General features: G+C 62.7%; 14 protein-coding genes. 6 read left to right on the top strand and 8 right to left on the bottom strand.

Going from position 1 to position 22299, the window contains the following annotated elements:
• The 4 genes from ASD79_RS12285 to ASD79_RS12265 form a co-directional block, all read right to left on the bottom strand.
• Positions 1 to 1068 (bottom strand): TniQ family protein, encoded by a 1068-nt coding sequence (locus tag ASD79_RS12285; RefSeq protein WP_056721997.1) that lies wholly within the window; start codon positions 1066 to 1068, stop codon positions 1 to 3.
• Positions 1061 to 1939, bottom strand: a complete 879-nt coding sequence (locus ASD79_RS12280) for a TniB family NTP-binding protein (RefSeq protein WP_056721994.1) — start codon at positions 1937 to 1939, stop codon at positions 1061 to 1063. The genes ASD79_RS12285 and ASD79_RS12280 overlap by 8 nt, the downstream gene beginning before the upstream one ends.
• Positions 1936 to 3561: a Mu transposase C-terminal domain-containing protein gene (locus ASD79_RS12275; protein WP_082584904.1), complete on the bottom strand. Its 1626-nt coding sequence runs from the start codon at positions 3559 to 3561 to the stop codon at positions 1936 to 1938. Before ASD79_RS12275 ends, ASD79_RS12280 begins: the two co-directional genes overlap by 4 nt.
• Positions 3562 to 4475: 914 nt before the next feature.
• Positions 4476 to 5435 carry a DUF2971 domain-containing protein gene (locus tag ASD79_RS12265; RefSeq protein WP_056721987.1) on the bottom strand — a complete coding sequence of 320 codons (960 nt, stop codon included), beginning with the start codon at positions 5433 to 5435 and terminating at the stop codon, positions 4476 to 4478.
• A 122-nt stretch (positions 5436 to 5557) separates the two neighbouring features.
• On the opposite strand from ASD79_RS12265, the gene ASD79_RS12260 reads away from it, so the two are divergent.
• The 6 genes from ASD79_RS12260 (at position 5558) to ASD79_RS12235 (ending at position 14143) form a co-directional block, all read left to right on the top strand.
• A complete protein-coding gene (locus ASD79_RS12260; protein WP_162252357.1) occupies positions 5558 to 6256 on the top strand; it encodes a toll/interleukin-1 receptor domain-containing protein in 699 nt (232 codons plus the stop codon).
• Between the two features lie 13 nt (positions 6257 to 6269).
• The gene (locus ASD79_RS12255; protein WP_056721983.1) at positions 6270 to 7031 is read left to right on the top strand and encodes a putative phage abortive infection protein; all 762 of its coding nucleotides are present in this window, start codon (positions 6270 to 6272) and stop codon (positions 7029 to 7031) included.
• 627 nt (positions 7032 to 7658) lie between these two features.
• Positions 7659 to 9044 (top strand): hypothetical protein, encoded by a 1386-nt coding sequence (locus ASD79_RS12250; RefSeq protein ID WP_056721980.1) that lies wholly within the window; start codon positions 7659 to 7661, stop codon positions 9042 to 9044.
• 5 nt (positions 9045 to 9049) lie between these two features.
• Positions 9050 to 11536 carry an ATP-binding protein gene (locus tag ASD79_RS12245; protein WP_056721978.1) on the top strand — a complete coding sequence of 829 codons (2487 nt, stop codon included), beginning with the start codon at positions 9050 to 9052 and terminating at the stop codon, positions 11534 to 11536.
• Positions 11529 to 13478 carry a hypothetical protein gene (locus ASD79_RS12240; protein ID WP_156400483.1) on the top strand — a complete coding sequence of 650 codons (1950 nt, stop codon included), beginning with the start codon at positions 11529 to 11531 and terminating at the stop codon, positions 13476 to 13478. Before ASD79_RS12245 ends, ASD79_RS12240 begins: the two co-directional genes overlap by 8 nt.
• 311 nt (positions 13479 to 13789) lie before the next feature.
• Positions 13790 to 14143, top strand: a complete 354-nt coding sequence (locus ASD79_RS12235) for a hypothetical protein (protein WP_056721974.1) — start codon at positions 13790 to 13792, stop codon at positions 14141 to 14143.
• Here ASD79_RS12235 and ASD79_RS12230 read toward each other — a convergent pair.
• From ASD79_RS12230 to ASD79_RS12215, 4 genes are all read right to left on the bottom strand, one after another.
• Entirely contained in the window at positions 14100 to 14903 is an 804-nt protein-coding gene (locus ASD79_RS12230; protein ID WP_056721972.1) for a hypothetical protein, read from the bottom strand. The genes ASD79_RS12235 and ASD79_RS12230 overlap by 44 nt on opposite strands.
• Before the next feature lie 342 nt (positions 14904 to 15245).
• The gene (locus ASD79_RS12225; protein ID WP_056721970.1) at positions 15246 to 19868 is read right to left on the bottom strand and encodes a hypothetical protein; all 4623 of its coding nucleotides are present in this window, start codon (positions 19866 to 19868) and stop codon (positions 15246 to 15248) included.
• Between the two features lie 134 nt (positions 19869 to 20002).
• The gene (locus tag ASD79_RS12220; protein WP_056721966.1) at positions 20003 to 20623 is read right to left on the bottom strand and encodes a recombinase family protein; all 621 of its coding nucleotides are present in this window, start codon (positions 20621 to 20623) and stop codon (positions 20003 to 20005) included.
• 188 nt (positions 20624 to 20811) lie between these two features.
• A complete protein-coding gene (locus ASD79_RS12215) occupies positions 20812 to 22266 on the bottom strand; it encodes an efflux transporter outer membrane subunit (protein WP_056721964.1) in 1455 nt (484 codons plus the stop codon).
• Positions 22267 to 22299: the final 33 nt, after the last annotated feature.

The following is a 22299-nucleotide window of genomic DNA, read 5'->3' as shown; positions in this document are numbered from 1 at the left end:
CTAGTAGACGTAACCGCCAATGGCGCCCACGGCGGCAGCGTAGGTCCAACGCCGCCTTAGGTCTGAAGGCCAGGCCAAGGATCGATCATTGAGCTGTAGGATCGCATTCCTAGGCAGTTCCATCGTCAGCAGGAAAAGCGGATCCGGCGCGGCATGAGCAAACAGGCTCTGCCAACCTTTGATCTTGGTGTGTCGATAGCGAAGCAAAAGCCAGTTTGGCCCTAACGGCGACGTCCTGTCGTTGAGAGCTGGATCGCCCGGCTCCGCCAGCACCAGCAGTGCTAGGCGCACGTACAAGAGCCGTGTTGCTGCATCGATGTCGGTCCAACAGTCCTCGGTCATGTGGTTGTTGCCGACGAAAGAGCGTCGCTGGAATATCGGGTGCTCCAGCAACGCAACCAAGGCGCCGGCGGCCGGGTCTCTCATCCTGGTCGTCATGGCGTCGATGACGTCCCGCACGGCCCACCGAAGGCGAAGCCGCTTCTCAAGCGCCTCGGCTCTGCCGCTGTCGTCCAGGGCTCGGAACACTCGAGCGATCATTCCCGGATCGTCGAACTCCACGATATCCAGCAAGTTGTCGCGTGGTTCGACCGGCTCGGCGCCGTCGCCAAACAGCGTGAGATCGCTGGCTATTTTGATCCTGGAATTGCCGTGCGGAACCAACGGCGCGTTGTGGGCGCGACAGAAGGCCGAGAGCGGATGGGTCCAGGCCCGCCGGACGTAAGGTGCCCTCCTCTGGGCTTGGTCCTCTTGCAGACACGCCGGACAAACAGCCCAGCAGTGCGGCGGCTTCGGGCCCGCTCGCATCGGGTGCGCGGCCAGGTCGGCCGGCGCCAGGGCCGCCAAATCGCCCATATCGGTACATGTCATCGCGGCCAGGCGAGGAAGCAGCGTGGCGTCTCCCCGATCCAGCCCCGACAACGACCCGCCGATCTCGCGCTCCAATTCCTCTACGGTCAGCAGATGAGCATCGGCTGTTCGGACGAGCCAGGAAGACAAAGCTTCGTCATGCTCCCGCGGCGGCGCGAGCACCGAAATGTCCCTTGGCGGGCTCAGAACGTCAGCCATCTTCGTCACGCCGCCGACGTAGCGCGACGGCTTCAATCAGTGCTGCCGAAAGGCATTCCTCGCGCTCCAAGGCCGCGATGGCTGTGCGCTCCAGGAGTCCAAACATCGGACCGAGCAGCGATTTGGAATGCAAAAACAGAACGTCCATGACGTCGCGATTAACGACGGTCGGCTTGCGAAGTGGCATGAACTCAATCCGCCCCCGCACTGCTTCGACCGCCCAGCGCTCCTTTTTGGTCCACATCGGCAACGCGACGATGTCGAACCGTTGATCAAGATGCGGATCTGACTTGATAAGAGCTTTTGCCTCGCCGGAACCAAAGCCGGCCAGGCTGATCGAAAGCTGGTTGGAAATGTACTTCAGGACATTGAGGATCGTTCGCTGCTCATTCGGGCGAAGTTCTGTCGCCCGCTGCAACTCGTCCAGAATGAAAAGCCGAATGTTACGAGCCTGAAGGTGACGCAAAGCCATGGCTTGGAGTCGCGGCGTAGTGGTGTCCGGCCCTGGTGCATCGAGGTTTCTCAGGATGTCGAGGTAAAGCCGTTTCTCGGTCAAGCTGTCGTTGAGCTCCATCCATAAGACTGCACCGGAGGACGTTGAATTGTCGCCCGCACGCTTGGCGGCGTAGAGTTCGAGGAAGTGCTTTTGGATATGGGTCTTGCCCATATTCGAATCCGCCCAGAATAAGACGGACGGCATCCGGATACGCGGCGGCATTTCCACCATCTCGAAGAGGCGATTGATCGCGTCGTCGGCCGCCGGATAGCTGACCCACCGGTCAGTCAGGATGCAGGCCTTGCGTACCGGCAGCTCGGCCGTGGCGAGATGACGAATATCCGGATGCAGGTGCTCAAAGGGAGAGGCGGTCATGACCCCCCTCCCCCGAACGCGCCGCCCCAGTCGTCATCGTCCGAAGGAGGCAGCGCCGGAATAACCCGAAGCTCCGCCACGGCCTGACGCTCCAGGCGAAGGCGTTCAACCTGCCGCGCGGCGGTGCCAGATCTCGCCGCTGCGGTTTTGACGACTGCCTCGGCGTTCTCCACGCCCCGCCGGGCGTCGGGGTTACGGGCGGCGGCGCCTGGGAGCCGGCTTCCTCGCCGGGAAGCTTTTAGAAGCCAAAGCGTCGGCGCCGGGCCTTCGCGTCTGAGACGGTACGGCACTTCAAGATAACCGCGGTCCGGGATCTGAACGTACAGTCGCGAGAGGTCGCGAGGATCATACTTTGCGACCACCTTGCGCGCCCCCAGGATGTAGGCCTCGCCGAGCGGTGGGCTGTAATACTCGTCACTGAACGCCTTGATTCCGCGCCGTCCGATCGTTGAGGTGATCTCAGGCAGAAGGTCGAGGCGGAACGCCTCCATGTCATCTGGGAAGCGGGGTTCGCGGCCATGGGCCTTTGCGGTCCACGCTTCCAGCGGACTGATGCCCAGCGCGCTGTGCTTGGTCTGGTGATACGCCCCAAGGATCTGATGGGCGAAGTACATCTCCAGCTCGTCAATGCGCAGCCGAGCGGAAGCTTTGCTGTCGTAGTTGCCGCGGGCCATGGGGCTGCTGTGGGTTGCGCCGGGTAGCAGGCGGCACATCCCCATGAATGTACCGATCAGTCGCTCGATGTGACCGCCATAGCGAGTGCCGCCGGGCGGCCGCAAAACCCAGCCAACGCCCTGATTGAGCAGCGCCCGCCGCAGGGAAGGTGAACGGAACTCGGCCGCACGATCACTGTGGAGGAGTATCGGGAATCCTTGTGCCGGCCATAGGTAGACAAGACCGCGAGCGGCAAGCCAACGAGACTTGCACGAGATCGCTAGGTCTAGGGTCGTCGCGACGCGGATCCGCGAGGGCGGATCAAGCCCGGCGTAGAAGGCCACGACCATTCGCGTCGCGACATCGATGACGACGGTTAGCCAAACGCGACCAATCGGCCGGCCGTCAGGGTCCACCACGATTACGTCCGCAAGGGTATGGTCAATTTGCCAGACCTCCCAAGGTTCCTTCACGTCAAAGCTGCCCGGCCTGGGCGTTTTCTGTTCTGCGGCTTTGGGACCTTTTCGCTTTAGGACGATAGTTCTTTCGGGAATGGCATTTTTCCGGCGAATGACAGCTGTCCGGCCGGGCCTGGGAAGGCCTTCATCCTCACACGCATTCCCAATTTTCTTGGCAACGCTGACCATGGAAGGCTGCGCTAGGGTGAGATATTCGGCGTTGAGGAACTTGGCGATCAGCTCTTCCTGCCGCGCATGTAGTCGAGATCGTCCTTTGGGGAAGCCGGCCGAGCGCGGTGTGAGGTCCTGGATCGTGCCGTTCCCCACAAGCCTTGTCAGATCACGATAGAGGGTTGTCGGATGGACACCGATTTTGCGCGCTGCGGCCTCGACGTCCTGCCGTGTTCGATGCGGCAGCGCCTTCAGGGCTTGGGCGGCGGTAAGGCGCCGCCAAAGTCTGTCAAAGCGCTCGTCCGAAAGGGATTCCAAGTCTAGGGGAAGTTTAAGCATTGAAGCCTCCCCTCCCCGTCAGATCCTTCGAAAAAGCCAGCCGCGTTGCAAGCAACTCGCCTTCTTCGTGGACCATGATCATCAATGGCCGCTCAACGCTGCCATCCCGTTGATCCGTGACGAGCACATCGCATTCAACAATGTCGATACGGATCTTCCTCGACGCAGGCATACGTCTGCGTTGTCCTTTGCCACTAGGCATTGGATCTCTCCCGATGTCGGTTGGTTTTAGGAAAAACGCTCGCAATCCCTCCGCCGAGCGATGGGTTGACAGCGTTCCAGCAAAGAGGGAGAGTCAGGCATCGAATGGTTGAATGCCCCGCCGAATAGGCGACCCAAAGGATCTAGCCCTGGCCGGCTGGATCCTTTTTGGACTCTGCGCTTACGTTATCCTGACATGACGATCCTCCTCCACGCTGAGCACCGCTGCTAGCGAGATGGATGTGTCTGCTGGATGGAATCCGCAGATCGCCTACGGTTGTCCAACTTTTGTGTTTTCGCAAGTCTCTGCGATCAGAGGGATTTCTCGAAATTAGCGTTGGCGAGAAAATTCTTTGGATGGAAGTCGTGAAAATCACGATGGATCCGTCGCCTATCGGCATCATAAATATGCCCTATAGGGTATCAATCTGCCGCCCCTTCCCTTACCCCATGAGGTAATACTTACATCAACTTGAATGAGGGGAATCCAGTGGCCGTACTGGTGCCGCTGCAGACGCGTGAATGCAAACCGATTTGCCATCAGGCCGGCTGAAGTGCGCCATTTGCAGACTCAAGGACCGCGCCAGATACACGACATCCAGGACACCGCGGTGACGGCTGGCGTCCTTGACCATCCAGTTGAGTTCGCTTGGACCGAACATCTTGTCTAGCGGAGCGGCCGGATCGACGAGGAGCGTAGACCCTGTCATCGCTTAGGCAGGGCCCGGTGGCTCGTCGGCGACCTCGTCAAAAACATCGTCGAAGTCGTAGTCCGCCGCCCGGCGCGGTCGGCTTCGGCATAGGTCGTCGACGTCCAAGCGCGACTTGATCAGCTCAAAGGTCCCCGGACGCGGTAGGATCTCGAAAAACGCAACGTCCTGGCTGCGGCCGGTCAATGCCCTAACAATCGTGAACTGCACTGCGGTTGGACATCGCAGGCCAAACACCACCTCGGTCATTTCAAACGGACTATCATGGGATCCGCGCTGGCCGATCAGGCGCCATTCGCGCTCGTACGCCCAGTCCTTGGCCTTGCGCAGCAGAACGGCGGCATCGACTCGGGTCTGGGCCCGATCGCCGCCGTTGAGCATGGCCTGGACCAAGCTGGCTTTCAGGATCGGGCTGCCGCCGTACTTGACCTTGTGCAGGTTGGCGATGTCGCCGGGGGCGTAGCCGACACAGAAGCCGCGATGCTGATCGCCATAATGGCTCCACATCAGCGGGCAGTCGGGACGCTGGGCCAAAGAAACAATCCCCTTGTCGTAGCGGCGCAGCACCTCGGTCTCGATGTGGCGTTCCAACGAATAGCTGAGCGGATCGCTCATCTCGTTGTCGCGGTCGGTGGCGTTGTAGCGGATGTCCGCCAGTCGATTGGCGAACGCCGACTGGCTTCGGCGGGAGATGTGATTGATGGTCTTGGGGCCCTGGTAGTGAATGATCTTGGCCGCCGCCGAAAGTTCGGCTTCAACCCGCTTGACCATCAGCGTTTCCAGCACCGCTTCCAGCGCGGGCGTGGCCAGATCGGCCTCGAGCCTGGGTTTGGCGTCGAGCGGGTCGTTGAAGGTGCTGGGGTCGGCGAAGAACAAGGTGTCCTCGACCAACATCTCTAAGCTCAGATTGCTGAAGGCGCGGTACTTGTAGACCAGATCGGGCCGCGGGCTCGCCATGGACATTCCTCGCCTCGGGCGTCCGCGCAGCCTTGCGCGGCCTGAATGCAATCGTTCGCGTTTAAGCTGGACTATTGATCCGCTCAACCCGCAAATGCGGGTCCAAGAAAACGATGGGCGAGGACCGGGTGGCGCGACGTACCGACGAGCAGATCTTTTTGGATGAGCTGACCTACATGGCGGGCGACCCGCCCGAGCGGGTGTCCAGCAGGGCGCTGAAGGCCACGCTGGATTGGGCGGAGGATCGCTACGATCGGACACGCAGGCGCCTGATCGACGGTGGCGTGATCAAGGGCGTCGTGGGCGGGGCGGGCGGATCGCTGGAACTGCTGGGCGGAGCCAAGGACCTGGCCGGCGAGCCGGAGAAGGCGCCCAAGGTCAAGCCGGTCACCGCCTTCATCTCCTACAGCCACGTCGACGCCAAGCTGAAGGCCGACCTGATCACCCACCTAACTCCGCTCAAGCGCCTGGGGATTATCAGCACGTGGAACGATCAGGAGATCAAGGCAGGCGACGAGTGGGAAAGGGAGATCGCCACCAAGCTGGCCAAGGCCGACCTTGTCTTGCTGCTGATCTCGGCCGACTTCATCGCCTCGGAGTTTTGCTACACCAAGGAACTGACCACGGCACTGGACCGCCACAAGGCCAAGAAGGCCATGGTCATCCCGGTGATCCTGCGACCTTGCCTTTGGACGGACCTGCCGTTCGGGGCCCTTCAAGCCCTCCCCCCAGAGGTCAAGCCGGTGACCGGCTGGGACAATCAGGACGAAGCCCTGATGGCCGTGGCCAAGGGCGTGCGTGAAGCCGTCCAGGCGTTGAAACGCTAGAGGCCCAACGAGGATGAAAAAGGTCAAACTGCAAGGTTGGATGCCCCCGGTCTTCGTGGTCGTGTGGTCCGTGGTGATCTACCTGTTGGCCCAGCATTGGCCGTTCAAGTTCAACTTCGAAAAAGCCGGCCAACTGGGCGACTCGTTTGGCGTTGTCAGCGCGGTGATGTCGGCAATCGCGGCCATCTACGCCTTCAGGGCCTTCGATCAGGCCAAGGTCGAGGCCGAGCAGGCTGCGATGTCGCAACAGACGCGCGACGACGAGTTGACGGTGTTTCGGATGCTAGAGGCCCGCCGCCAGATCATCGCCAGCTTCAAGTTCTCGGGAGAGGTGGGCTTGGCGGCGATCCAGGCGTTCGCCGAGGAGGTGCGCAAGGACAGCCGCGACCATCTCTTGGACGAAAATATCGGCGGGTGGTTGCCCGGGATCTACAAAACCAGGTTCGAAGACCGGTCCATCCAGCACTTGTGGCACTATTTTCGGTTCACGTACCACCTGGTGCGGTTCATCGACGAGCGGTTCAAGGATCGCGACGTGGCCTATCGCTACGTGCGCATGCTGCGCGCCGAGCTCTCCGACGCCGAGCAGCAAGCCATCGCCTTGAACGGCCTCTACTTCGGGACCGAGCCGGAGGATCGAAAATTCAAGCCGTTGATCGAGAAATACGCCCTGCTGCACAATATCAGTGACCAAGCCAAGCACCAGTTTGGCCTAGGTCGGGCCGATGCTTATTCGAAGGACGCGTTCGACTATTCTCACCCCGTCGGCGATTAAACCGTTTGCCCACAGTCTACTCTCGCCCTTCCCGCCTCCGTCTCAGTTGGGCCAGTTCCGGCAGCGGGCAAGGGCCGCGTGATCCAGTTCTTCTTTTCAAGCTGGAAGTGAGCGACCGCCTGCCTGAAAACCGAGACCGAGCGTTCGGCGCTCCTGCATATGCTTTGACCTCAACAGCGCGAATCCAAGGAGTCGCAATGAGCCCTAGTGACCTAGTCGATATGTCGTGGCGCATTCACGGGTTGGAGCGCGTGATCACCATCCTCGCCGAGGCGGGAGGTCCCGCTTCCGCAGCGCTTGCGAGGCGCCGGCAGGATCTACAATCTATCTATTCAGATCCGAAGACTGCACCCGATTTGAAGCGAGCCATTTCTTTCGAACTCGTGTTGCTTCGCAATGTTCCGGGATAGTGATAACTTTTGACGCTCTTCACAATCACTTCCGGGGACTAATAGTTTCGGGCAGAAAAACCTCCTCGCGCGAAACAGATGGCGCCTTCACGGAATCATAGAATGCCACTAACGTCACGCCCAAGGCGTGGCGGCCGGGGAGCGCAGCTTCGAGATTGAAATACACGCTGTCCGCCAAGCTGCACAGGAAACTTCGCCGGCTTAGGACGAGCGCTTAATGACTTTTGTAGCGCACCGCGATCCTATTCCACCGTCGATCCCAACGCCGCAGGAAGTTGATGCGCAGCTTCTAAAGCTCCTTAAGGTCAAGGGTGCCGATCCGGATTTTTGGTCATCGAAGGACCGGGATCGGACCGATAGCGCTCATAGTATCTTCCAGTATCCGGCGATGATGGTTCCCCTGGTCCAGCGCCGGCTGCTCGGGGCGGTGCTGGAGGCCCGACCGGACATCCAGTCCGTCTACGACCCCTTCATGGGATCGGGCACCTCGCTTGTGAGCGGGATGCACTACGGCCTTGGTGTCTACGGCAACGATATCAACCCGTTAGCGGTGCTCATCAGCCGTGTCCGCACCGCCCGGTCGGTGGAGTTTACGGTCGGCGCGATCGCTGAACGCGTGGCCAGCAGCGCTGCAGCTGACCGGCGAGATACCATCGAAACCTCCATGGCGAACCGCGAAAAGTGGTTTCAGGCGGATGTTTCGCTGGAGCTATCCCGCTTACGCCGCGCGATCCGCAAGTGTGACGGCCTCTGGGTCCGTAGGTTCCTCTGGGTCACTCTCGCCGAGACCGTCCGACTGACAAGCAACGATCGAACCTCGACCTATAAGCTCCATGCGCGGCCAGCGTCCGAGATCGAGAAGCGGACCTTGTCGCCAATCAAGGTCTTCCGCGACCTGGCGCGAGAGAACGCCGCGAGTTTCTCCGCCTTTAGACGTCGGCTCAACGAGGCCAAGCAGCTCAAATCCGCCAAATATGTTGCCGAGACGGACGTGCGGGTCGGCGACACGCGCAATGCTCAAGATTATTGGGGTAGTGCCGCGCCGTTCGATCTGCTGATGACGTCTCCGCCTTACGGAGACAATCTGACTACTGTCACCTACGGCCAGCACTCCTATCTTCCGCTCCATTGGATCGACTTCAAGGACATCGACCCGGCGGCAGACATCGCAACCCTCCGGACGACCCAGGAGATTGATCGTCGTAGTCTCGGCGGCGCGGCGGGCAATCAAGTGTGGACTGAGGCCAAATTGCTCGAAGCATCGCCGCGGCTGAAGCGCTTCGCAGATGGACTGCCAGCCAAGCCGGACGATGGCCGGACCAGGCTGATCCGCTTCTACACAGACTTCGGGGCGAGCCTCGACAGCATTCTCAATGTCATGAAGCCAGACAGCTATATGATCTGGACGGTGGGTAATCGTAACATTGGCGGCCAGCAGGTGCCGACCGACCTCGTGCTCGGCGAACTGGTAGAAGGCCTGAACTGCAAGGTGGTCACCACTCTGACGCGACGGATTCATCACAAGCGGATGCCCGATCGTAACGCCAGCTCGGCGACGATGCGGGAAGAAAAGATTCTCCTCGTCCGTAAGGGCGAGGGTTAGTCCGCATGGCCGGTCCGCATTTCGACATCAGCGCTGCGGTCGTTCGGCAGCTCGGAGATGAATTGGTCTCCGACGAGGTCACGGCGATCGTCGAACTGGTCAAGAACGCCTACGACGCCGACGCCGACTATGCCCACGTCGTCGTCGACACCACCGACGCTCCGCCCGGTGCCGCCGGAAAGTTTTCAAAGGCCGTCGGCTACATCACCATCGACGACGACGGCATGGGGATGGACCGCGACGACATCGAACGCGGTTGGTTGATCATCTCGCTCTCCGGCAAGCGCGTGATGAAGGCCGCCGGGGGCAAGACCCCGAAGGGCCGCACACCCCTTGGCGACAAAGGCTTGGGCCGCCTCAGCACCCAAAAGCTCGGGCGAAACCTTGAGCTTTACACGCGCAAAGACGGCCAAACAGGCACCTTGCATGTGGCTTTCGCCTGGGATGCGTTCACCGACGACAAAAGCTTGAGCGAGGTTCCGGTCTCGATCGATCCCGCGCCCAAGCCCGGCCGGACCAAGGGCACCATGCTGGTGATCTCCGGCCTCAAGAATCCGGATGTTTGGCACGGTGCTGGGGTCAAGAAACTGATCTCCGACCTCTCTCAGGTCATTTCGCCGTTCGCCGAAGCCCGGCCGTTCCTCGTAACGCTTCGCATTGACGGGCGCCCGATCGATCTGGGCCAGGTTTCAGCCAAGGTGCGCAGCGCGGCCGTCGGCAAGTTCGTCATCGATTTCACCGGGGGCGAGATGGGCCTGGCCGGGAAGTTCCGGCTCGTCAAACTCCGCGGCAACGATCCCGACGGGTTTGAAACTCTCCTGGCGCGGGACAATGGCCGCGCGTTTTTCGAGTATCTAAAAGGCCGCAAGGGGGCTCCGGTCGCGTTTCGCTATAGCGACGACCCGAACTACTTCTTGGAGTTCGACTATCGATTGCCTTTGGCGGCGCTGGGCAGTGTCGAGAAGCTCCCGGCCCCGGAACCGGGCAAGCCGCCCGTCGTCGCAAATCCAGGACCCTTCCACGCAGAAATCGACGAGTTTCTGCTGCGTGGCGATGACGTGGGTGCAAAGCTGGGCGGCTTGGCGAACACGAGTGAGGTTCGCGACATTGTTGCGCTTCACGCGGGCATCAAGGTGTTTCGCGATGGCTTCGCCATCAAACCCTACGGCCTGAACGGCGAGGACTGGCTGCGCCTGAGCGCCCAGCAGACCAGCGCAACGTCTTACTACGGGCTGCGCCCCCAGAACATCATCGGCTTCGTCTCCATCAGCGAAGCGACCAACGGCAACCTGAAGGAGAAGACGGACCGCGAGGGCTTCGTGTCCGACCCCTACTCTCAGAACTTCCGGCGCCTGATGTTGCATGCCGTCGAGACCATCGGCGGCTTCTATGAATGGACGCGGCGGAGTTTCAACACCTACAAGGCTGACATCCCCAGCCCGTCGAAGCCGTTCCAGGGCGGCCGCCAGGCGGTCACGGACGCCGCCGCCGTGGCGCGCCGACTGGCGAGCTACACGCAGTCCGCCAAGTCGCTTGAGACCAACACGGCGGCGGCGCGGAAGAAGATCGCCTCAGTGACAGCTCGCATTCAACAGGCGCCCATATTGTCGAGCGCCGCGGAGCGCGAACTGGCGGAGCTGCTGACCGAGGCCCAGCAAGCGCTGGAGAGTTCTCAAGCCCTGTTCGCCGAACTCATGGGCTACGCTGCGGAAGCCAAGAACTTGGCGGACATCGTCGCGGTGCTCTCGCCCCGCCTGGACGTGCTGTCCGACCAGCTTCAAGACTTCTCGGAGTTGGCGGGACTAGGACTGCTCGCGGAAGCGTTGTCCCACGAGGTCCAGAACCAGACCGATCGCCTGATGCAGAAGGCCTCGGCGGCTGTGGCGCGGGCGCGGAAGACAACGCCGCCGAACGTGGACCTGCTGGTCTTGGGCCAGGAAGTGACGTCGGCCGCCTCGGCTCTGCGCCGCCAGATCGGCCACTTGTCGCCGTCGTTGCGCTACCAGCGCGATAAGATCGAAACATTCGCCGTCTCAAAACTAGTGGGCGAAATCCTTGAGCACTTCACGGATCGTTGGGCTGAGAACGACATCCAGGTGGAGATCGAACCCGGCAGCGCCGATTTTGCTGTTAAAACCAACCGCGGACGGCTGACGCAGGTCGTCGACAACATCCTGCTGAACGCTGAATACTGGCTGAAGGAAGCCCACGTCCGGAATGCGGACTTTAAGCCTAAGCTGACTGTCGCTTACGCTTCGCCCCGGATCAGGATTTGGGATAACGCCGGCGGTGTCGATCTGGCCGTCGAGGATGCCCTTTTCGAGCCCTTCATCACCCTAAAGCCCAAGGACGAAGGGCGGGGCCTGGGTCTCTTCATCAGTTCCCAGATTCTTGAGTCGATGGGCTGCAGCATCGTCCTTCTCGGCCAGCGTAACGAACACGACCGCCGGTACATTTTCGAGCTGGACCTCTCGGGGATCGTTGATGGCTGAGGAAGCAAAACCCAAGGCATCCGCTGCGAAGGCACCCGCGAAAAAGGCGGTAAAACCGGCCGCCCCGGCAACAGCCCAGCTCATGGCGGAAATCGGTGCCCTGGTCGAGGTCCAAGCTGACGCGCCGCCCGTTGAGCCGATAGATGTCGTGCCCGGCGAAGCTCAGGCGGAGACCGCCGAAGGCTCGGACGAGCCGCCCGCCCATGAGCCGCCGGTCGATGCTCGAACGCGGCTCGCGCAGCTGTTCGCGCATCTCAAGATCGTCAAGATCATCTTCGTGGACGACAAGGCGGAGCTCCAGACGGACGCCGGCGCTGTCATCAAGGTTCTGGCGGCGAAGCCGGACGCCGGTGAGGCCTTGAGCACCTTCTTCCCGGGCGTTGAGCTGACGATCGAGAATGAGGCCTTGCAGGAGCAAATCTCTGCCCGCTTGGCTGAACTCGATGCGGATGGTCTGACAGCCCTCCGCGGCGTCTTGTCCGCCCAAGGCGGCGACGCCGCCGAACGCGAGGCGCTCGGCCGGCTACAGGACCTGTTGCCCGACGCCACGACGGCCCATCTGCTCACGCCGCATGCTTGGCACGAGCGCCGAACGGAGCTCATCGCCGAGTGCACGGAAGATCGCCGGACCTTGTTCCTGTTCGATCAGGAACTTGAGGTCCAGGACACGAGCCTGGGCTTCGCCAAGGGTTCCGAGATCATTCGGGACATGGCCGAAAAGGAGAAGGCGGGTTTTGGCACCCGATGGTTCTGCGGAATGCTGACCCACACGGTTGCAAAGGGCGACGAGGTGACGTCGTGGCGCGGCTTGGCGAAGTCAGAGAACCTCGACCTTCGCTTCTTCATGCCCATCGCCAAGGCGACCCTTGACGATGCGCCGGCGTTCTATGGCGCCGTCTATCGTACCTTGATCAACACCTACTGCCAGACAATGAAGACTCTGGCGCAGGACGCCTTCGAGGAAGCGTTGAAGGACGCCTTGGAGCGCTTCGCCGATCTCGATCCAATCGACTTCGAGCACATGGTAGTCAAGTCGTCCGAGGACGAAGGCGTCTCGGAGTTGGAGACCCTGATCCGCCTCTACGGAATCATTCAGAAGGATCAGGTCAAGTCGCAGATTCTTCAGCAGGCAAGAGTCGGCGAGTTCGCCACTGCCGCGCGGACGGTGAAGGACATCGCCGACATCGGCCGTGCGCTGTCGGCGACCTCCCAGGAACGCCTCCACAAGCTGCGCCGTGAGGAACTCTACGAGAGCGATCAGCTCGTCAATAGCTACAACGATCCACTCCGCAACGGCGATCTCTTCGAGATCGGCGAGGGCGCTGACTTAAAGCTGTGGGTGCTCGTCGCTCAGCCTTGCGACCTGATGGTACGCAGCAACGGCAAGCGCGTGCGGGAAGAGAATTTCAAGGTCGCCGTTCTCGCTCCTCTCGGCACATGGCCGCTGGGCGAAGCGGTGGGTGCCAAAGATGGCCTGAGTTTCGCGCTGGAGCACTACGATCACGATGGCGCCCAGTTCGCCACTGTGAAATTTGCGGACGCCACGCCAGCCAATCTGCAAGTGCTCGATCTCGCCGTTTTTAACAAGGACGGGCGCTGTCACCTGAGCGCCGCGGCCGACCCCGCGCTCAGCCTTCCGAGCCGAGCATGGGAGAAGCGGGACGCCGAGCTTCGAAGTCACTTCGGCAAGGTGACCAAACAGATCGAAGACGCCCGCAAAGCCCACAAAGATCCAGTCGCCAAGCTTCTCGCCGCCGCGATCATACCTAGGGGCGCGCCGAAGAAGGCGTTTGCGAAGTACGGCTCTTATGACGGCGGCGGCTACGCCTATCCAATCCGGCGGTGCGGTCGGATTCGGGAGCCGTTGGCCACCTCCCTGCTAACGGCATACAGCCGGTTTTTGGCCAGGGATGCATACGAGCACGACTACTCTCGGGCGTAAGCTCCCGGCACCGCGGTGCGGCTTGCAGAGCGCGCGCAGGTCGGCAATGCTTCACACTGATGCCAACCCCTGCTGAACTGTCAGCCCAACGCGCGCAAAGCGCTTGTAACGCCCTCGGCTTGGCAGAGACGTTTGCGGAGGCGCGAGCGGCCTGGGAAGACTTTCTGACCCATTGGCGGCGCGGCCTGAATCGCTGCGACGCCGCCGGAAAGCGGCAACTCGGACGGGCCTACGTCCCATGCTATAGCCGCGTCGCATCCAGCCCACCCCTCGCCTACCTCTGGGCCGCACGAAACGCCGAGGAGCATGGGGTGGCCGAGATTGCTACCCTGCAGAGTAGCGCGATCGCCATCGGTGCGTTTGGCGGCTACCATGAGGAAGAAGGCGAACCTGGGCCGAACGGCGAACGAACCTTCACATACACCCCGCTGACTGCCGATGCGCCGCCTTTCTTTGTGCTTCTCCCCGAGCACATCAAGCTAGAGCCGATTGTCGAGCGAGACCGCGTCGTGGCGGTGCCGGCCAGCTACGACTACGACTTGGGGGAAACCTCGGCGCCGGTCGCGCTGGCGCAGGTCGGCCTTGAGTTCTTGCTTGCCGAGGCGGCCACCATCGACGTCTCTACTGCCGATAGTGGATACGGCGCAGGAAGGCGCGCGCCGTAACCAGCACCACATGCAGACGGAAGGTGCTGTGATCGTCGTCCGACAGGCCCGGATGCGATCCGTCAGTGTGAAGCATCTTGAAGAGGCCGTTGATGAAGTTCCTGCCGTCAGCGGTCCATTCGTTGCGATCGGTCGCCAAGAAGCCGATCTCCGCCAGCAGGGCCCTTCGATTTTCGGCGGTGGGCAAGTTGCGAGCGCGACTAGGTTCTGCGACGAAGGCGATCTCGTCGAACAAGCTTTCGATGAAGGTGCGCAGTTGGCTATTGGCCGCCGCCCAGTCTCCCCGCGTGTGCGCATCGATGGCTTGAGCAAGGTGGCCAGCAGACGTCTTAAAGCCGAGGGTATCCAGGAGGGCATGCACCTCGTCGTCAGTGGTGGGAAGCTGAAGTTGCTCAGGCAGGGCCGCACGCAGACGAGGTTCACCGTCCACCCATTCGACAACGAAACCATCGCGGGCAAGGCCGCGTAGAAGGCGTTGGCTTTGTGGCTGCTCTTGCGCCAGGAAAGCCAACGCCTCGCGCACAATCGCCTCGGCCAAGCTGACGGCCCCTCCCAGCGTGTCAACATGGCACGCGCCCTGGCTCATCGCTATGCGTCCGAGCAACACACACTTTTTTGCGACTGCCAGCGAGTTATCTAAAGGAATTTGGTCCTCGAGCCCGAGCCGGAGGACCATCAAGTTGAACGACGCCTGCCCGTGCGCTTGATGAACTTCTATGGCGGCCATCAATGTTGGGCGTGTAAACGGCATCTCGCGCATCTTAGGCTTTCGAAGTTGTAGCGCGGCGAGCTTATCGGCTCAGAGCGGACCTTTCCAAGGTCTCCCTTGAGTCAGATTCAGGCTTTGAGCCTCTTTTGCGTTGTCCGAAAAACGCTGGTTATCGGGGCACTGGGGTATTCGGAGCCCCCTCCCCCAAGTTCACTTGAATTTGAGTGTCCTAAAACTGTGTCGCGAAACAGGGAGCACGCCAGCTTGCGTATCGCGCCAATACCGGACATGCGCGCCCCTCCAGCCTCAAGACATTTGCAGGAGCGCTAAGCCTCGCAAATGATCGCGCGCATCGTCCTGCGCCAGCAGGCCGATCCCCTCAGACCAGATCGCCTACTCCTCCTTGCGCGCCAAGGCGGCTTCCTTTCGCTCGAGCTCCTGACGTCGGCGATTGATCAGACGTTGCGCCTCTATCGCAAACTCCTCCGGCAGGCTGGCCAAGGCGGGTCGAATAGCGAGCGAATCTTTCGTATGCACGAGGAGATGGGGGTCAATATTATCGATGATCACGTGCAGGTATGCCCATTGCCGGGGCTTGGGTTGATGCGCCAGCGCCCCGAGCAACGCCTGCCCCTCCGCATTCGCCGCGCGGCGCAAAAGGGCCGCCAAAGCCGCCTCCTCCACCGCTTGCACAGGATCCAAGCTCAACGCCTCCAACCATGCGAGGGCGTCGCTATGCGGCAGCCAACCAGCGATCTCCGCCGCCATCTGGCGCTCAACCGCCTCGGGCGAAAGCGCGAGCACGGCTAAGGCCGGCAGGAGCATATCGCGGGGCGCTCCCCATCGCAGCGTACGGGCGATCGCGAGCCGCCTTGGCAGATTCGCGCCGACATAGGCGGCCATCAACTCGGCCACGGCTCGGGCCGGATCGGTGTCCATCAAGAGCCGCGCCGCCTCAAGGCGCCCCGATCGGACGAAAAGGCGGCGCGCGGCCCGAAACGCGCCAGGGGCGTTCCTACGCGCGACCATCCGGACCGCATTCGCCACCGCGCTCTCGTCCCTAGCCTTGCCTCCGAAGGCGAGGTTCGCCAGTTGCTCGGCGGCGTCCTGGTCGCCGTGATTGGCCAGCGCATCGAGGACGTCGGCGTTGAAGTGATCGAAATATCGATTCCGATCACGGTAGCGGCGCAGGAAATGGATTGCGTCCTGGCGACTATCCTCATGATCTAGCAAGGCCAGCGCCGCCTGCACAGCTCGCCATTGGGGGTCCTGAAGACCGTGCGCGCCGAGCCAGGCAGTAGCACCCGCCCGGCCGGTGGCGTCTCCATGCAACGCAAGGTGCAGCGCCGCCAAAGTTGCGGTTTCGTTGGCGCTACCGAGAAACGGCTCGATTTTCGGCAGCAGGCTCGGATCATAGCGCGACCGGTGAAAGTGTTGCGTTAGCAGGGCGCTGGCCACCGGACCACCGGGCGCGGCGCTAGCGATCAACGGCCGCGTCAGATCGAGTGCCAGATCCCCGTCGAGGAAGTGCGACATGTCCAAGGCGCGCACCTGTTCGTCGGGATCGCCCGAGGCCACTCTGGCGCGGATCTGCTCGGAAAGCCCTCCGGCGTCGCCCTGCCTGGCCTGGCGGATGTCGACTGCGTGGGTGTAAACGGGGGTTCGATCCTCAACCAGCCGCGCCAGCCCCGCGTCCCGCCCATGCGACGCCAGCGCCTGCATCAGGTAATACGGTTGGTCCTGATCGTCCCCGCCCTGCCGCTCCACCGCTAGGCGCTCTAACTCAAGGCCGATGGCATTCGTCGAGGTCCATAGCGCATGTCTGAAGCCGTATTCGGCGGTCGTCCTGCCGCTGCTAGTAATCTGGGCGAGCACCAAGCGGTCATAGCCCTCGCCCCCCATCACGGCCAGTAGATGCGCGATCATTTCGCCTTCGTGATCGACGTTGCGGGAATCTCGCGGGGGGCGGTCGATGGCGAAATCGGCGAGCACTCGTTCCAGGCGAGAGCCGCGACGCCCAGCCACCCGATCGAGCGTGGCCAGGGTTTGCAGCGACGACAATGTCCGAAGCGGTTGATAGGCACGATTCAAGCGGTCTTCGCGAGGGATCGCGGTATCCGAGGCCAGGAGTTCAAGGTCGTCGAGGATCAGGTCCACCGCTTCGGCGTCGATGAATTCCGTGCTCGAGCCGTAGCGCTGCGCCAGGCGCGTCCCAACGCCGATCCGGCCACCACGCTCGGCCCTCCCCCTGAGCGCCGCGGTGAGCGCCGCGCCCGCCCGATGGTGAAGCCCGGGCATCCACCAGTTCTCCGTGCCCCAGAGATCGAGGCCTTGGCTCCGACCCAGGCCACTGGCAAGGATATTGACCGCGCCGGCCGGATCCAGCCTGGCGATCGCATCGAGGGTCACCGCCCCGTGGAGGTGTTCGGCCCCTTCTGGCGAGGGCAGGTGCAAACGGGTGCGATCTTCGGGTTCAGCGAAGGTACGGATCGCTCTCGGCAGAACCCGACACCCTGGGCCGATCACCGCGAACAGGTGCTCACGGTGATGCCGCCAGATTGGGAGGGCTGCGCGGCGATCGAGCCGAAGCAGGGCCCAAAGCAATTGTTCGGCCTGCGAACGCACGGCCACGTTGGCGATCTTCCGATCCAGCCAGGCGGGCTCCTGCTCGACTGACCGAGCGAAGGCGGCGAAAGCGCGCTCCTTGGCCTGGATGACATCGAGCCTGTCATTCCCCGCCGCGCCGTCCAGGTCCGCCTTGCGCCGCATGTTCAATTGGAACAGGTCCTCGACGAGTTCGCCCGCGCCCACCTTGGTCATCACGCGCAGCGCGATTTCGGCTCTGGCCTCGTCACCGCTGCGGAACAGCGCGACCGCTGCCGCGCGGACGTCATCCCATGCGTCATTGGCCACGTTGCGTAGGGCTTCAGCAATCCAGGCCGGCCAGAAACTTTCGCGCTCGCCAGCCAACGGCGTCTCGGCCATGGCCTGCAGCAAGGGCACGGCGCGAGACCCAAGCGTCGGAAGCGACTTGCGAAAGAAATCGTGATCGTAGCGGTCGAAGTCGGGTCGTCGCATATAGGCTAGAAGGAACTCGGCCACCTGCGCGGGCGTGCGCCGGCCTGGGCCCAACGACAACCAGAGCAGATCCAGCAAAACATAGCCGAGGCGCCCGCCGATCCTGACGCCGCTGACCGTCTCGAGACTATCGATCCGCTCGACGAGCAAGACGAGTTCAGACGCCGGCAAGTTCTGGTCGACAGCGTGACTGGCCAGGTGGGCCGCCGTGGCCCAGTTCAGCAGCCGGTCGTGCGTCATCGATAGTCGGCGCTCGCCGTCGAGTTCGACGATGCCGCATTCCATTAAGCGAAAAACTGCAGCGTCATCAATCGTGCGGACAAAGGACGACGGCGGCCATGGATAGGTCGCCGGTGCAGTCAACATGTCGGCGATGACTAGCTGCAGTCTGTCCAAGTCGAACGGGTGACGGATCTGGTTTGGCCGCTCCCGGGCGGCGAGCGACCAGAAGCTGTTCATCAACTCGTACTCGGTCTCGGCCCGGAGCGAGATGCCGCGCGGCAGCAGGCAAAACAGTCGGGCGAGCACCGGCTTGAAGAGCAGTTCGAACACATCATCCGCCAACGCATCATAGTCGACCCCATGCGCCTCGAGGTAGCGGACCAACTCTTCGATATTAAAGGCTGGTACGTCGACGATCTCGGGCGCGGCGGCCGAGTGGCTCAGCCAGTCGGCCGTCGGCGTTTGACACGAGGCGACCACGTCAATGCCTAGCCCCGCCCAGTCGTCATCCACGATGCGCCTAGCGAGTTCAGGATCGTTCAAGTCGTCAAGGAACACCGTCAGCCAGACACCTCGCGCGTCGGCGAACTTGGGGCGCAGGCGCTCAGCGATCGATGAGAGGGGCGCCAAGTTGCTGTAGATCGGGTTCCAGATCGTGGTGGCGATCCGAGCGCGCAGCGCGTCCACGTCCGCGGTCGCCCGAACCAGGACCACGAGCTTGCCCTCCGCCGCCATGGTCATGGCCAGTGCGCATAGCCGCCAACTCTTGCCCAGCCCGGACTCGCCGCGCAGCACCGTCATCGGCCGCCTTGGCGGGGCAAGCGCTGCTCTGACGTCCTTTTCGCGATCGTAGTTGAGCGCCTTAGCGAAAGTAGCAAGCTTTCGGTACAAGAGCTGCGGAAGCCATGACTTCAACAACAGTCGGCGCGGATCTAAGTCTGCCTTGTCCAGCAGTTCGGAGGTCGTGACTCTGGCCCCGCCTGCGCCGAGCTCAACGAGTTCGCCAATTAGCTGCTTTCTCTTGTGTCGGATGTCCTCAGGGCGCTCGACCAGCGGTTCGAGGCAGCGATGGATGGTTCGGACGAGGTCGAATTTGTTGCGACGAACAATTTCGAGCGCGCCGAGAAGCTGGTCGACCCGAACTTTCTTTGTCCCGTCGGGATCGAGTTTACTGGCGACCGCTTCAAGCAGAGTCTCGGCGGACACCTGCTTACCGCCCTTCCCCAACCTGAACGTTTCCGAGGGAGTGTCTGGCGCGGTTTGGCGTGCCCTGAACCAACGAAGGAAACGCCGAAAATCCTCACATCCGGCGTCGTTGTCTGTGACGAACTGGTAGCGATCGTCCGCTCGTGGTCCTACTGCCCGAAAGAGGTCGGGAAGAACGTCGCTGATGATGGCACCGGAGGTCCAGCGGCGATGATGGACGCGCGTCTTGATCTGGATCACGAGCCGTTGTGTGGCAGTGATTTGCACGTCTCCGCCGTCAAACGGCTCCACCTGCAGCACGACCGGCGACGCGCTGGTGAAGGCATGGGCCGAGACAGTCGTTTCTATGCCGTCGGCCAAACTGACCAGCATCTGGTATAGGATGCCCGCGACATTGATCTGTCCTCCGGTCGAGGTACCTTCTTTAGCCACTGCGTCCTCACCATCGACGCGCGCCTCCGGGAAGGGCTTGCGCTCCAAATCATAGAGGGCCTGCCCCCAGGCCGTCATGCGATGATCGACGGCGAAACTGGCCCAGGCGAGATTTTCAGACGCAGTCTCGAAACGTTCCGGGAGCTTGTCGCCTCAGCGCGCCATCGCGGCACCCAGAGCCTTCTGTCGGGAGCGTTCCGAACAGCGAAAAGTTAGTCGCGGATTTTGGGGTCAGTTTCGGCGAGTTTGGAGTCAGTCGCGGGGTTTGAGGTCAAAGCCCTTGCTACCGAAAGGATGCGGCTGATGGTCGGTTCGCTGACGCGGTAGAGCCTGGCCATTTCAGCCGCCGACTTACGTCCAGAGGTCACATTCTCGACGACGTCCGCGCGCTGCGCCGGGGAGAGTTTTGGGCGGCGGCCACCGATGCGCCCCGCGGCCCTCGCCTCGGCCAAACCGGCGTTGGTGCGCTCGCGGATCATGGCGCGTTCGAACTCGGCGAAGCTGCCGACCATGTGCATCATCATGCGGCCCGCGGGCGTCGTCGTGTCGATGCTTTCCGTCAGGGAGCGGAAGCCGGCGCTGGCGGCGTCGACCTTCTCCAGAATGTGCAAAAGGTCTTTCAAGGAACGGGATAGACGGTCGAGTTTCCACACCACGACGACGTCGCCGGACCTCAGTTGATCGAGCATCCGGTGCAGCTGAGGCCGGTCCCATCGGCCACCGCTGGCGGCCTCTTCGAACAGGCGCTCGCACCCCGCGTCCGTAAGGGCGCGCTTCTGCGCGGCCGTCGATTGGTCGTCCCCCTTGGACACCCGCGCATAGCCGATGAGCATGGCGGTCCTTTCAAAAACCGGTTGCCTTTCAACTAAGTTATGAAAGAGGTTTTCGAAAGATGCTAGTCCCTGCCCTGGCTACTTGTGCGCCGCCCTTTCACAAACGGCCAATCTTGCAACTCACCGAAAATAGGAATATATTCCCAATTTTGTCATTGCCGCGATCGTTGAGATCGGCGACAGCGGGACTAGCCGGCGCCGGCTCCTGCCGTTTCGCGCCAGCCGCCGCCCAGGGCCTGGAACGACCGGATGGAAGCGCGGGCCGCCTCCATGCGAGCCTGAACTCTGGCGTCCCGGGCCGACAGCAGGCGCGCATCGGCGTCGAGCACCTCGACAAGACTGACGACACCGGCGTCGTAGGCGGCCTTGGAGGCGTCTCTTGCCTGGGCCAGCGACGCCTCGCCGTCGGCCAGGACACGCTCCTGGTCCTCGCGCTTGACGAGACTGGAGAACGCATTCTCCACGTCTTCGGTCGCGCGCAGGACCGACTGCTGATAGGCCGCCAGCGCTTCGGCTTTCTGGCCGCGCGCGGCGCTGACCTCGGCGCCGACCCGGCCGAAGTCGAAGAGACGCCATCGAAGACCAAGGACGCCCTGGGCTTGCGACGCGGGGCTCTCGAAGAGGGTGTTGCTGGTCGTGGTGGCCGTGCCGGCGAGGCCGCTCAGGGACAGTTTCGGAAAGTATTGCGACAGCGCCGAACCGACCCGCGCATTGCTCGCCCGCAGCCGCTGCTCGGCCACCACGAGGTCGGGACGGCGCCGCAGCAGCTCGGCCGGCCCGCCGGCCTCCGCCAAGCCCGGCGCGGCCGGGATCGGGGCCGTCACGGCCAGTTCGGCGCGATAGGTCCCTGGCTGCGCGCCCAGCAGCACGTCCATGGCGTTGAGCGCCGCATCCAGGCCCTCCTCGAGGACGGGTATGCTGGCCCGGGTCTGCTGGAGAGCGCCGAGCGCCTGGTTGAGCTGAAGCTCGGCCGCGACGCCCTGAGCGCGCTGCAGGCGGACCGTCTCGACCAGCCGGCTTTGCGTCTCCACCTGCCGGCGGGCGACGGCCAAACGGGCCTGGAGCCCGCGAACCAGCATGTAGGTGTCGGCGGTCTGGGCGGCGACCGCCAGTCGCGCGGCGGCGACACCGGCTCGCGCGCCCTCGTATTGGGCGCGGGCCGCCTCCTGGTCGCGACGCGAGCCGCCGAAGACGTCCAGTTCCCAGCCGGCGACGACATTGGCCTCGTAGAGCGCCCCGTCGCGATCGAAGTTGGGCGTGGCGGCCAGCAGGCGCCCGGTCGGCGTCTGGGTGGAGGCATGGGCCTGGGCGCCGCGCGCCTCGATCGACGCCGAGGGTAGCAGGGCGGCGGTCGCCGCGCCCAGGCCCGCCCGTGCTTGCGTCACGCGGGCCGCGGCCTGCGCCAAGTCGAGGTTCTGGGCCAGGGCCCGATCGACCATCCTGTCGAGGACGGGATCGTTGAAGCCGCGCCACCACGCATCGACCGGCGCGGCCAGGGCCGGCCTGGCGACGACGGCGGCCTGCCCCATGAAGGCGGACGGCGCGGCGATCGTTGGCGCCACATAGTTGGGACCGATCGCGCAACCGCCCAGCACGGCGACGCCGGCGACCGCGGGAAGGGTCCGAAGGAAGACGGAGCGCATGGCGAACTTTCCGAGGAAGAACCGAGAGTGACT

It is taken from the genome of Caulobacter sp. Root655, assembly GCF_001427665.1.
Taxonomy (GTDB): domain Bacteria; phylum Pseudomonadota; class Alphaproteobacteria; order Caulobacterales; family Caulobacteraceae; genus Caulobacter.
This window is presented reverse-complemented; position numbering and strand designations above follow the sequence as displayed.